At 62.5% G+C, this 12,295-nt stretch carries 13 protein-coding genes and 1 tRNA gene; 7 read left to right on the forward strand and 7 right to left on the reverse strand.

Annotation, left to right across the window (positions count from 1 at the left end; translation table 11 throughout):
- The first annotated feature begins 120 nt into the window (after nucleotides 1-120).
- The 4 genes from M5G17_RS04850 to M5G17_RS04865 are packed head-to-tail and all read left to right on the forward strand — an operon-like array spanning nucleotide 121 to nucleotide 4,689.
- Nucleotides 121-2,211 (forward strand): FUSC family protein, encoded by a 2,091-nt coding sequence (locus M5G17_RS04850; RefSeq protein WP_273891896.1) that lies wholly within the window; start codon nucleotides 121-123, stop codon nucleotides 2,209-2,211.
- Entirely contained in the window at nucleotides 2,208-2,420 is a 213-nt protein-coding gene (locus tag M5G17_RS04855) for a DUF1656 domain-containing protein (protein WP_273891897.1), read from the forward strand. The genes M5G17_RS04850 and M5G17_RS04855 overlap by 4 nt, the downstream gene beginning before the upstream one ends.
- Nucleotides 2,417-3,292, forward strand: coding sequence for an efflux RND transporter periplasmic adaptor subunit (locus M5G17_RS04860; RefSeq protein WP_273891898.1), 876 nt, complete (start codon nucleotides 2,417-2,419; stop codon nucleotides 3,290-3,292). Before M5G17_RS04855 ends, M5G17_RS04860 begins: the two co-directional genes overlap by 4 nt.
- On the forward strand, nucleotides 3,289-4,689 hold the full coding sequence (locus M5G17_RS04865) for an efflux transporter outer membrane subunit (protein ID WP_273891899.1): 1,401 nt from the start codon (nucleotides 3,289-3,291) through the stop codon (nucleotides 4,687-4,689). The genes M5G17_RS04860 and M5G17_RS04865 overlap by 4 nt, the downstream gene beginning before the upstream one ends.
- A gap of 84 nt (nucleotides 4,690-4,773) precedes the next feature.
- On the opposite strand, the gene M5G17_RS04870 is transcribed toward M5G17_RS04865, so the two are convergent.
- Nucleotides 4,774-5,520 (reverse strand): slipin family protein, encoded by a 747-nt coding sequence (locus M5G17_RS04870; RefSeq protein WP_273891901.1) that lies wholly within the window; start codon nucleotides 5,518-5,520, stop codon nucleotides 4,774-4,776.
- 1 nt (nucleotide 5,521) lies between these two features.
- Nucleotides 5,522-6,895, reverse strand: coding sequence for an NfeD family protein (locus M5G17_RS04875; protein ID WP_273891902.1), 1,374 nt, complete (start codon nucleotides 6,893-6,895; stop codon nucleotides 5,522-5,524).
- A 102-nt stretch (nucleotides 6,896-6,997) separates the two neighbouring features.
- Here M5G17_RS04875 and M5G17_RS04880 point away from each other — a divergent pair, with 102 nt between their 5' ends.
- The 3 genes from M5G17_RS04880 (at nucleotide 6,998) to M5G17_RS04890 (ending at nucleotide 8,469) form a co-directional block, all read left to right on the forward strand.
- A complete protein-coding gene (locus M5G17_RS04880) occupies nucleotides 6,998-7,456 on the forward strand; it encodes an aminoacyl-tRNA deacylase (RefSeq protein ID WP_130262265.1) in 459 nt (152 codons plus the stop codon).
- 60 nt (nucleotides 7,457-7,516) lie between these two features.
- Entirely contained in the window at nucleotides 7,517-7,759 is a 243-nt protein-coding gene (locus M5G17_RS04885) for a DUF2789 domain-containing protein (RefSeq protein ID WP_273891903.1), read from the forward strand.
- 71 nt (nucleotides 7,760-7,830) lie between these two features.
- Entirely contained in the window at nucleotides 7,831-8,469 is a 639-nt protein-coding gene (locus tag M5G17_RS04890; RefSeq protein WP_045201740.1) for a hypothetical protein, read from the forward strand.
- A 1-nt stretch (nucleotide 8,470) separates the two neighbouring features.
- Here M5G17_RS04890 and M5G17_RS04895 read toward each other — a convergent pair whose 3' ends face one another.
- The 5 genes from M5G17_RS04895 to M5G17_RS04915 form a co-directional block, all read right to left on the reverse strand.
- Complete coding sequence (locus tag M5G17_RS04895) at nucleotides 8,471-8,911, reverse strand: CBS domain-containing protein (RefSeq protein WP_273891904.1); 441 nt, start codon at nucleotides 8,909-8,911, stop codon at nucleotides 8,471-8,473.
- 174 nt (nucleotides 8,912-9,085) lie between these two features.
- Complete coding sequence (locus tag M5G17_RS04900) at nucleotides 9,086-9,532, reverse strand: DUF805 domain-containing protein (protein ID WP_273891924.1); 447 nt, start codon at nucleotides 9,530-9,532, stop codon at nucleotides 9,086-9,088.
- 21 nt (nucleotides 9,533-9,553) lie between these two features.
- Nucleotides 9,554-9,907: a DUF4190 domain-containing protein gene (locus M5G17_RS04905; RefSeq protein ID WP_273891905.1), complete on the reverse strand. Its 354-nt coding sequence runs from the start codon at nucleotides 9,905-9,907 to the stop codon at nucleotides 9,554-9,556.
- 131 nt (nucleotides 9,908-10,038) lie between these two features.
- Nucleotides 10,039-11,895, reverse strand: coding sequence for a DUF3857 domain-containing transglutaminase family protein (locus M5G17_RS04910; RefSeq protein ID WP_273891906.1), 1,857 nt, complete (start codon nucleotides 11,893-11,895; stop codon nucleotides 10,039-10,041).
- Between the two features lie 216 nt (nucleotides 11,896-12,111).
- Nucleotides 12,112-12,188 (reverse strand) — tRNA-Arg (locus tag M5G17_RS04915).
- Nucleotides 12,189-12,295 lie beyond the last annotated feature (107 nt).

The following is a 12,295-nucleotide window of genomic DNA, read 5'->3' on the forward strand; positions in this document are numbered from 1 at the left end:
AGCAAACTATGAATATAGCCTCGAACCTCCCTTCATGACCCTCGACACACTGCAACTCAACACCGGCAGCGGTATGCTGGTGGCCAACCTGCGCGTGCCGCGTGGCCCGGGCGTGGCAACGTGAAGGGTTTTTTCAGCTCGATGCCGCCCGCGCGCGACTGGTTCTACGGCGTACGCACCTTCGCCGCCTCGATGATCGCCCTGTACATCGCCCTGCTGATGCAACTGCCACGGCCTTACTGGGCCATGGCCACGGTGTATATCGTCTCCAGTCCGTTTGTCGGCCCCACCAGCTCCAAGGCCCTGTACCGCGCCTTAGGCACCTTGCTCGGCGCTGCCGGGGCGGTGTTCCTGGTGCCGCTGCTGGTGCAGGCGCCGGTGCTGCTGACCGTTGCCGTGGCCTTGTGGACCGGCACCTTGCTGTTTCTCTCGTTGCACCTGCGCACCGCCAACAGCTATGCACTGATGCTCGCCGGGTACACCTTGCCAATGATTGCCTTGCCAGTGGTCGACAACCCGCTGGCAGTGTTCGACATTGCCTCGTCGCGGGCCCAGGAAATCTGCCTGGGGATTGTTTGCGCAGCGGTGGTCGGGGCGATCTTCTGGCCGCGGCGCCTGACCCCGGTGCTGGTGGGCGCCACCGGCAACTGGTTCAATGAGGCGATCCGCTACAGCGACACCTTTCTGGCCCGCGAAGCCAGCGCCGACAAGGTCGGTGGATTGCGCGCCTCGATGGTCGTCACCTTCAACTCTCTGGAATTGATGATCGGCCAGCTGTCCCATGAAGGTGCACGCCCGCAAACGGTGAAGAACGCTCGCGAGCTGCGTGGGCGAATGATCCATCTGCTACCGGTGATCGATGCCCTGGATGACGCCTTGCTCGCCCTCGAAGGCCGCGCCCCGGCCCAGACCGAGCTGTTGCAGCCGTTGCTGGCCGAGGCCCGGGCGTGGTTGCAAGGCACCGCGCAAGGCCCGGCCCCGGCGCGCTGGTCAGCGCTACGGGCGCGCATCGAGCACCTGCAACCGAGCGCCGCAGCCCTGGACGAGCGAGCCTCGCTGTTGCTGTCCAATGCACTCTATCGCCTGGCTGAGTGGGTCGACCTGTGGCAGGACTGCTGCAGCCTGCAGCACGCGATTCGTAGTGAAGACCTGTCGCCCTGGCGCGCGGTCTACCGGCACTGGCGCCTGGGCCGGCTGACACCGTTTTTCGACCATGGGCTGATGCTCTATTCGGTGTTCTCCACGGTCACGGCAATCATCGCTGCCACGGCATTGTGGATTCTGCTGGGTTGGGATGATGGCGGCAGTGCGGTGATCCTTGCCGCTGTGGCTTGCAGCTTCTTTGCCGCCATGGACGACCCGGCGCCGCAGATCTACCGCTTTTTCTTCTGGACTTCACTGTCGGTGCTGTTCGCCAGCCTCTACCTGTTCCTGGTGTTGCCCAACCTGCACGACTTCCCCATGCTGGTGCTGGCCTTTGCCGTGCCGTGCATCTGCGTCGGCACCCTGACCGTGCAGCCGCGCTTCTACCTGGGCACTTTGCTGACCATCGTCAACACCGCTTCCTTCATCAGTATCCAGGGCGCCTACGACGCCAACTTCCTGACCTTCATCAACGCCAACCTGGCCGGGCCGGTGGGCTTGTTGTTTGCCTTTATCTGGACCGTGGTGGTGCGCCCGTTCGGCGTGGAACTGGCGGCCAAACGCCTGACCCGTTTCAGCTGGCACGACATCGTTGGCATGACCCAGCCAGCGACCCTGGCCGAACACCGCCACCTGGGCGTACAGATGCTCGACCGGCTGATGCAGCTACTGCCGCGCCTGACTCAGACCGGCCAGGACACCGGCACGGCCCTGCGCGACCTGCGCGTGGGCCTGAACCTGCTCGACCTGTTGGCCTACATGCCACGGGTTGGCGCACAGCCGCGCCAGTTGCTGGAAAGGGTGGTGCAAGAGGTCGGTGAGCACTTCCAGGCCTGCCTCGACGCGCGCCGTCGTCTGCACGCACCGCAAGCGCTGCTGCAAAGCATGGAGCGCGCCCGCCGCGCCCTTAACCTCACTGACCTGGCCGACAGCGGTGAAGCCCGCGTGCACCTGCTGCATGCCCTGAGCGGCCTGCGCCTGGCGTTGTTGCCGGGTGTCGAGGTGGTGCTGGAGCCATCCGACGATCAGCCACAACTGCCTTACGGCATCGATGGAGCGCCGCTGTGATCGGGGATCTGGATATCAGCGGGGTGTTCCTGCCCACGCTGCTGGTGATGATGGTAGTCACCTATCTGTTGTTCCTGGGGGTGCACGCGCTGCTCAACCGGGTGCATTTCTACCGCCTGGTCTGGCACCGGGCGCTGTTCAACGTTGCGCTGTACGCCGTGCTGCTCGGCACGCTCGACCACTTTTGCCGAAACCTGATGCTGCCATGAAAAAACCTTTGTTGACCCTGGGCCGCGTGGTCCTGACCCTGCTGGTAGTGACACTGGCGACCGTGCTGGTCTGGCAGATGGTCATGTACTACATGTTCGCGCCCTGGACCCGTGACGGGCATATCCGTGCCGATGTGATCCAGATCGCCCCGGATGTCTCCGGCCTGATCCAGCAGGTCGAGGTGCGCGACAACCAGGTGGTCAAGCGCGGCGACGTGCTGTTCACCATCGACCAGGACCGTTTCCACCTGGCCCTGCGCCAGGCCCAGGCGACGCTGGCCGAGCGCAAGGAAACCCTGGCCCAGGCCCAGCGTGAAGCCCGGCGTAACCGTGGCCTGGGCAACCTGGTGGCGCAGGAACAGCTGGAGGAGAGCCAGTCGCGCCAGGCCCGTGCCGAGTCGGCCCTGGCCGAAGCCCAGGTGGCAGTGGATGCCGCCCAACTGAACCTCGACCGTTCGGTGGTGCGCAGCCCGGTTGATGGCTACCTCAACGACCGCGCCCCGCGCGCCCACGAGTTCGTCAGCGCCGGGCGGGCGGTGCTGTCGGTGGTCGACAGCGATTCCTACCATGTCGATGGCTACTTCGAAGAGACCAAGCTGGCCGGCATTCATATCGGCCAGGCCGTGGATATCCGGGTGATGGGCGACAACACGCGCCTGCGCGGGCAGGTGCAAAGCATCGCTGCCGGCATTGAAGACCGTGACCGCAGCAGCGGCGCCAACCTGCTGCCCAACGTCAACCCGGCGTTCAGCTGGGTGCGTCTGGCCCAACGAATCCCGGTGCGCATCGCCTTTGATGAAGTGCCTGCGGACTTTCGCATGATCGCCGGGCGTACCGCGACGGTGTCGATCCTTGAGGGCAACGGGCAATGAAACGGCTGTCGCTGATCGGCCTGAGCCTGCTGCTGTCGGCCTGCCAGATGGTCGGGCCGGATTACCACGTGCCGAACAACGCAGCGGTCCAGCGCGCCGACCTGCAGGGCGAGCTGCGCCAGGACGCCGACAGCGTGGTCTCGGCGCCTGTGCCCAAAGACTGGTGGCACCTGTACCAGGACGAGCGCCTCAACGAGCTGGTACGCCAGGCCCTGGAGGCCAATAGCGAGCTGCGCGTGGCGGCAGCGAACATTGCCAAGGCGCGCGCTCAGGTCGAAGAAGCCGAGGCCCGGGGTGGCTTCAACGGCGCGGTGAAGCTGGGTGCCCAGCGTTTGCAGGAGTCTGGCGAAGCCTTCCTGCAGCCGGAGAAAGTGCCGGTCGCCAACATTGGCGAGGCGATCATCAGCGCCTCCTACCAGTTTGACCTGTGGGGCACCCTCAAGCGTGGCGTCGAGGCCGCCCAGGCCAATGCCGATGCGACCCAGGCCGCGGCCGATACTGCCCGCATCACCCTGGTGGCGGATGTGGTGCGCGCCTACACCCAGGTGTGCGCGGCCAACGAGGAATACCACATCGCCCATGAGTCCCTGGACCTGCAGGAGCAGAGCGTGACCCTGACCCAGCGTCTGCGTGATGCCGGGCGCGGTGATGAAACCCAGGTGACCCGTTCGCAGACCCAGTTCAAATCCTTGCGCGCCGAGTTGCCGCGTTATCAGGCCGCGCGCGAGGCGGGGCTATACAGCTTGTCGATGTTGCTGGCCACACCGGTCAAGCAGTTACCGGCCGGTACCGCTGATTGCGCCGAGCTGCCGCACATCGCCCAAGTATTGCCGGTGGGTGATGGTGCCGCGTTGCTCAAGCGTCGTCCGGATATCCGTCAGGCCGAGCGCGGCCTGGCGGCGGCCACCGCAACCATCGGCGTGGCCACCGGGCAGCTGTATCCGGATATCAGCATCGGTGCCCAGGTGGGCACCATCGGGATTCTGGATAACCTCGCAGAGCCCGCAACCAACCGCTGGGGCTTTGGTCCATTGCTGACCTGGAATGTGCCGACCAATGGCTCACGGGCACGTATTCGAGAAGCTGAGGCCTCGACCCAGGCGGCGCTGGCGCATTTTGATGGCGTGGTGCTCAACGCCATTCGCGAAACCCAGACCAGCCTTGTGCAGTACAGCGCTTTGCTTGCGCGGCGTGATGCCCTGGCCGATGCCGAGCGCTCGGCGCAGTTGGCGGCGCAGCAGACCCATCGCTTTTACCAGGCCGGGCGCGAGTCGTTCCTTGCGGACCTGCAGGCGACCCGCACCTACACTGACATGCGTGCGCAGCTGGCGGCGGCCAACACCCAGGTGGCGATGGGGCAGATCGGGTTGTTCCTAGCCTTGGGTGGCGGCTGGTAGATCGCATCGCGGGGCAAGTCGAGGCGTCGCACCGCCGCTCCCACAGAGGCACCCTGTGGGAGCGGGCTTGCCCCGCGATAGATCTCACTTATCCACAAAGCCTTTGAGCATCTCGATCGGCAACGGAAACACGATGGTCGACGACTTGTCGCCGGCAATGCTGCCCAGGGTCTGCATATAACGCAGTTGCATCGCTCCCGATTGGCGGCTGAGCATTTCTGCGGCCTGCATCAGCTTCTCCGAGGCCTGCAGTTCGCCTTCGGCATGGATCACCTTGGCCCGTCGTTCGCGTTCGGCTTCGGCCTGGCGGGCAATGGCGCGGATCATCGACTCGTTGAGGTCGACATGCTTGATCTCGACGTTGGCTACCTTGATGCCCCAGGCATCGGTTTGCGCATCCAGCACCTGGCGAATGTCCAGGTTCAGCCGTTCGCGTTCGGCCAGCAGTTCATCCAGCTCATGCTTGCCGAGCACCGCGCGCAACGTGGTCTGCGCCAGCTGGCTGGTGGCCATGAGAAAGTCCTCGACCTGGATGATTGCCTTCTGCGGGTCGAGCACGCGAAAGTACAACACGGCGTTGACCTTGACCGAAACGTTGTCGCGGGTGATGACGTCCTGCGGCGGGACATCGAGAACGATGGTGCGCAGGTCGACCCGGACCATCTGCTGGATCCCCGGAATCAACAACACCAGCCCCGGCCCCTTGACCCGCCAAAAGCGCCCGAGCTGGAACACCACGCCCCGCTCGTATTCGCGCAGGATGCGAAACGCCGACAGCAACAGCACCGCCAGCAGTGCCAGCAAGGCGCCAAAGCCCAGTTCGAAAAACATTTCAGTCTCCTCGCGCCGGCGCTTCGGCCTCGGCGCTGACGTCTAGTAGTACGCCCTTGCGAGTGATCACCCGAACGCATTGCCCTACCTGCAGTGGCGTCTGGCACTGGGCCTGCCACTGCTCACCCTGTGCCTGTACGGAACCTATGAACGGATCAGCGTCATTGACCGCCATCACCGTCGCCAGGCTGCCCACCAGCCCCGCGTCACCGCTGACCAGCGCCCGTTTGCGCGCTTTCATGGCCATGCCCAGCACACCGCCGAGCAACAGCGCCGAGAGCAGGGCTAGACTCAGGATCAAGGCGATGGGGATGCCGAAGCCGGGCACATCGGTATCCATCAGGATGACCGCACCGACCACGAAGGCGACGATACCGCCAAAGCCAACCACGCCGAAACTGGGCAAGAACGCCTCGGCAATCATGAACGCGATACCAAGCATGATCAGCGCCGCGCCAGCGTAGTTCACCGGCAGCAACTGCAAGGCGTACAGCGCGACCAGCAGGCAGATGCCGCCTACCACCCCGCCAACCCCGGAGCCAGGGCTCATGAACTCGAACAGCAAGCCGTAGATGCCGATCATGATCAAAATCAGCGCCACGCTCGGGTTGGTGATCACCGCCAGCAGGCGCGTGCGCCAGTCCGGCTCGCGCTCGATGATGCTCACGTTGGCGGTGTGCAACTGCACCGGCTGGCCGGCCGCTTCGAGGCTTTTGCCATCGAGCTGGCGCAGCAGGTCAGGCAGGTCGTTGGCGATGCGGTCGATGACTTTAAGGCGCAAGGCTTCATTGGCCGGCAGGCTGACGGATTGGCGCACCGCCTGTTCCGCCCAATCGGCATTGCGCCCACGCAGTTGCGCCAGGCCGCGAATATAGGCTGCGGCGTCGTTGATCTGCTTGCGGGTCAGGGTGTCTTGCTCACTGTTGGGCGCTTGCTTGTCACTGGTGGGGGCGGCCGGGTCCTTCGGCGTACCCGGCAGGCCGCCGATCTGCACCGGAGTGGCGGCACCAAGGTTGGTGCCTGGGGCCATCGCGGCAATGTGGCTGGCGTAGAGGATGTACGTCCCGGCGCTGGCCGCACGGGCGCCACCGGGGGCGACAAAGGTGGCAATCGGTACGGGGCTGGCGAGAATCGCCTTGATCATTGTGCGCATCGAGCTGTCGAGCCCGCCGGGGGTATCGAGGCGGATCACCACCAGTTGCGCCTGCTGCACTTTGGCCTGCTCCAGGCCGCGCACAAGATAGTCGGCGCTGGCCGGGCCGATGGCGTCGTTGATGCTCAACACCAGCACAGGGTTTGCGGGCGCAGCCACACCGCTCGTCAGCACGCCGAGTAGTAAAAACAGAAGCAGGTGCCGACACCAGCGAGCGCTCACCTGAATTCACCCGGGCTGTGCGTGTCCAATAAGTTTAGTCGGCCGCTTGGCGCAGCACGGCCTAAACTTCAAAGGTGGGGGCGCTGTATCCGGAGGTGCATCATGCGTATGGCAAAAACCCTGCAGCAATGCCTGGACAAGGCTGGCTGCGATTACGACATTGTTTCTCACCCGCACTCATCCACCAGTCTTGAGTCGGCGCGTACAGCCGGGGTGCCTGCTGAACGGGTGGCCAAGTCGGTCATGCTCGACGACCGCCACGGCAACTACCTGATGGCCGTGCTGCCGGCCAACCGTCACCTGGACATGAGCAAGGTGCGCGCTACTGGCGCATGGCAAATGACCCATGAAAGCGGCCTGCCACATCTGTTTGGCGACTGCGAGCGTGGCGCGATTCCGGCGCTGGGTGATGCGTATTCGATCAAGATGCTGGTCGATCCGACCCTGACCCGTCAGGGCGATATCTATGTCGAGGCCGGTGATCACGACCACTTGATCCACATGAACATGGCGCAATACCTGAAACTGGTGCCAAACGCCGAAGTGCGTGAGGTGTGCTGATGATCAACCCACTGCCAGGCTGGCGTCGTGGATGCCCGGCCTGGCCTCAAGGAGTCATGCATGGAACCGAACATTCATCCGTTTTCGGAGCTCTTCAAACAGCTTGGCCTGGCTGACGATGCGCAGAGTATCGACCAGTTCATCACCAGTCATTCGCCGCTGAAAAACGAAATAAAACTGGTGGATGCACCCTTCTGGACCGAGAGTCAGCGGGACTTTCTCAGGCAAAGCATTAGTGATGACGCTGACTGGGCAGAGCCGTTCGACCAGCTCAACGAGGCGTTGAGGCGTCCGCGAAAATAATCGCTGAGCGGCACATCTACCGGCGAATGGCGTTGCTATGCTCAGGAAAAAACAACAAGGGGATAGCGCCAATGAAAGATCCCTATGCCGCCGGATTCTGGTGCGCCGTGACTGCCTTGGGGCTGCTGACCGTCGGCTATTTCTATGGCATCAAACAGACTCACCAACTGGGCCAGGCCCTGGTTTTTCTCTATGCCGCCGGGGGCGTGATCGGCGCGCTGGCGCTGACTGCGCTGGCGTGGATTGCCTGGCAGCAACTGCGGGTCAGCAAGCGTCAGTTGGCTCAGGGGCGCACCCTGGTGGCGATCTGGAACACCAAGGTTGCCTTGCGCCGGGTCGAAACCGTGTTCGACCGCTATTTCTGGGGTAGCTACTGGCAGCCCGGGCGCACCTTCCAGGAGGTGATGGGCGAGCTTGAAGGCACGCCGCTGGAGCAGAGCCTGGAAGCCTTGAAGCGCCAATGCCGCGAGCTGGATCGCGAAACCCACGACCACCGCCGGCACTGGCTGGACAACGCCCGTGAGTTGTCCACGGTGGCGACCGCTATGGCCCGGGAGCGCTACCAACTGGACTTGTGCGATTCGCAGCAAAGCAGTGGCCGTGGCGCCGCCGTGCTCAACCGTGACCTGGAAGTGCTGGTGTACACCTGGTCGGCGCGCCTGCGCAGCTTCGACCACCAGCTCGATGAGCTGGAGGGCGAATACCGCTGATTCAGTCGCCGCGAATGTACTGTTCCAGTTGCTGGATCATATTGGCCTGCTCGGCGATGGCTTCCTTGACCAGGTCACCGATCGACAGCAAGCCGAGCAGCTCGCCATTCTCGACCACCGGCAGGTGGCGCAGGTGACTGTTGGTCATCATGCTCATGCAGTAGTCGATATTCTGGTGCGGGTCGACGGTGATCACCGGTGCACTCATGATCGCGCTGACTGGTGTGCCCACTGAGCTGCGGCCCTTGAGCACCATCTTGCGCGCATAGTCACGCTCGCTGACGATCCCCACCACTTCCCCGTTCTCCACCACAGGCAGGGCGCCGACGTTCTTCTCGGCCATCAACTTCAGCGCATCGAGCACCATGTGGTCAGGGCCAATGGTGTGCACCTGGTGGTGCTGCTGGGCTTTTGTCTTTAGAAGCTGTGCCACGGTTTTCATAGAGGCCTCTGCGATGCTGGGAGTGGGTGACGGCAGATAGCTACAGAATCGTGTACAGATGGCCGCAGGGCAAGGGCGAAAGCGGCATCGATGTGATTGAAAAACGTCATGGGCGCAAAAATGCAAAAGCGGCCAATGATGGCCGCTTTGCGTTGAGTCTCGATCAATCTGTGATCAAGCGATACCTTTCGGGTTCGGGCCGAAACGGTTCGGGCCTGGCTGGCTGTCCTGGCACAGGAAGATCAGGTTGACGATCGGGAGCAGCAACCACCAGCCGCTACGGTCGGTATCGTGCATGCGTCGCACGCCAACGGCGATGCCCGGGATCAGCACTGCCAGGCTGTACAGATTGGAGAGGATGGCGCCGACACCGGCTACACCTTCAATAAAGCCCAGCACCATGGCAATCAGGACGTTGACCAGGCAGAACATCCAGTATTCCTTGCGGCGTGCGCGGCCAGCGAATACGGCGTACTTCTTCAGTACTTCAAAGTACCAGATGCCGGTCGGCGCAGGCGCGGCGGTTGCAGCGGCTGGCGCAGTTGCTTGCGGCGCGCCGCAGGCAGGGCAGGCCACGGCGCTGTTGTGGATTTCCTTGGCGCAGCCGCGGCAAAAAACCATACTCATTTGTTGTCCCTTACATTAATTGACTGAAAGTCCGATATACACAAACAGAGAAATGCCCGACATAGCCGCACCGGCTACCGCCATGTTGCTTCCCGGCTTTTTATTGATGAGGCTGAGGATACCCAAGATCAGTCCGGCTAGCGCAAATAGGCTCAACCCCAAAAGGGTGTCACTGTCCCATTCGCCGTCATCGGTGAGAGTAACTGCGCACAGAATCCCGAGGATAAGCGAGGTAATGCTCATCCAGTACGATGGCTGGCTGGCAGGTTGAGCTGCAGCGGGAAGATACTGAGGGGCGCCGCACGTTGGGCAGCTAGGAGCCGTTTCATGGATTTCCTTGGCACAACCGCGGCAAAAAACCATTGCCATGACAATTCCTTTTGATCGTTTTCGCTTGCGTGGGCGCAGCAGCGGGCGCCGCGGAGTTTACCAAATATTTCATAGATGGCGTAACGGTGGCAGTACCCTGCGGCACACAAGGTGCGGCAGGGCACGACACATCAGCTCTTCTGGACGATTACCTGGCTGTTCAGGTCATTGAGCATGGCTTCAATCGTCGGTTTCATTTTCTCGAAGTCCTTGGCACTGCACACCGCTTTGGGGTAGTGGAAGTCCAGGCGACGCTTGATCACCAGGCTGTTGCCTTGCTGGGCATATTCGGCGCTGTAGTCGAAGTGCTTGTCCTTGAGGGTCACAGGCTTTGGCGCAGCAAGGATGGTGACGTCAGCCGGGAACTCGAAACGCGCCTGTTCTTCGGTGATGCCGGAGATGCAGGTGAAGTCCTGAGTGCGCTGCTTTTCAGCGACAAAGCCGAAGACGTTCTGGGCAATGCCACCGGCCAGGCTGGTCAAGGTCGGTACACCGATCGGGCCGGGCAGATTGACCAGGTTTTCACTGCGGCCGTTGATCTGCATGCTGAACGAGCCGGTGTTTTCCAGGTCGTCGCTGCTGATCTTGCCGCTACCGCGCTGGCCGTAGGCAGCAAGGATGCGCTGGGTCAGCAGGTCGCGCTCGGCCGGCTGCATGTTGCGCATCATCCAGCGGTTCATCTCGGCAGCCCAACCGTCGATCTTCGAGTCATGCGAGAAGTCGGCGGCGCCGGTGCTGGCCACGGTGTAGGTAGTGCTGTTACGCACCAGCCCTGGCTGGTTGGACGGGGTATGGCCGAGTTTGCCGGAGCGGGCCAGTACGGTGGGCTTGTCCAGCACCGGGGCGGGCAGGTAACCGCTGGCGATGGCTTCGGCGGTGGAGTCCAGGTACAGATCAAGGCTTGGAATGTAGGTGATCACATGGTTGATCACGCCCAGGGTCGGCACCTTGGGCAGGGCATAGGCATTACCGAGGTTGATCAGCGCCGGGGTGCTCTCGATATTGACTGCGGCCAGTAGCGCTTCGAGCAGGGCTACATGGTCCTTGCAGTCGCCATAGCGGTTGCTCAGCACGGTGTCGGCAGCGTGCGGCACCACGCCACCGGCGCCGATGTACACGGCGACGTAGCGAATGTTGCGGCGCACCCAGTCGCCCAAGGCCAGGGCTTTGTCACGCGGGTCGTCGATCTTGGCGGTGAGCTTCTCGGCCAGTTCGCGGATGGCTGGTGTTACTTCGCTGTTGGCGCGTGCCGCATAGGCTTTGGCGAACTCGCTGTAGTCGGCGAAGGTAGACACGGCCAGGTACTTGCCGTAGTCCGAGTAGGCTACTGCGCCCAACTCGGTACGGGCGTTGTCACCCTGCACGTAATCCCACTGGTAGACCTTGCGACCGGCCTCGGCCTTGGGGCTGGAGGCCTTGAAACCCTTGGCTTCGGCATTGAGCTTGAGGTTCTTCGGCAGGTCGTAGATCAGGGTGAACTGTTTGGTCGGGTGGAACTGTGGCATGGCCAGGTCTTCGAACTGGCCGGGGAACAGCGGGGTCTTGCGCTGTTTCTTGAAGCTCAGTACCAGGCGATCGCCCACCGCCACTTCCGGGAAAATCACCACCTTGACCAGGCTGTCGTGGAACATCGGCGCGCGCGAAGACTGCTGCTCCTGCTGCTCCTTGATCTGCTCGGGGCTGACCTGCACCTTGCGGCCATCGGGCTTCTGAGTGTAGGCCTGGGTTACTTCGAGGCTTTCCAGGGTACGGTTGTAGTACAGCGATTGCTGGGCCTTGGCCTGGATCGCGCGTTCTTCGTTGATCAGCAGGACCAGGTCCTGGGTGGAGGCGTAGCTGCCATCTTCGGCAACCACGGTACGCAGAATGTCCTTTTCGATAGTGACGGAGGGGTCGGTACCGTCATCCTTGGCCTGTGCCGTGTTCAGGGCGAACAGGCAGCACAGCATCCCGACCAACCGGGCCGGGGTCAAAGCGAACCGCTTCATAAAGATCCTTCTCGCTGGTGTGTTCCAGATGCCTGATTCAGGAATGCGAATCAGTTAGTAGCATTTTGCCTTATCGGCAGGCTGGTCTGCTGGAACAATTTTTTTTCAGCGTGTGTTTTCCCTGTCGTTGCTTTCCGAAGACCTTCTAACCCTGTAGGAGCAGTTGGCCCGGAAAACAAAAAAGGCCCAGGTATTCACCTGAGCCTTTGTCTTGTATGGCGCACTCGGCGGGATTCGAACCCACGACCCCTGCCTTCGGAGGGCAGTACTCTATCCAGCTGAGCTACGAGTGCAACGCGGGCGCCATGATACCCATCTAGGCTGGCGGCGTCCATCGTCAGAATGGCTGTGGTCGATTTCGCACACTCAAGGGGTCATATGTGACGCTGATCCGAAAAAA

The organism is Pseudomonas rubra (assembly GCF_028656935.1).
Lineage (GTDB): Bacteria > Pseudomonadota > Gammaproteobacteria > Pseudomonadales > Pseudomonadaceae > Aquipseudomonas > Aquipseudomonas rubra.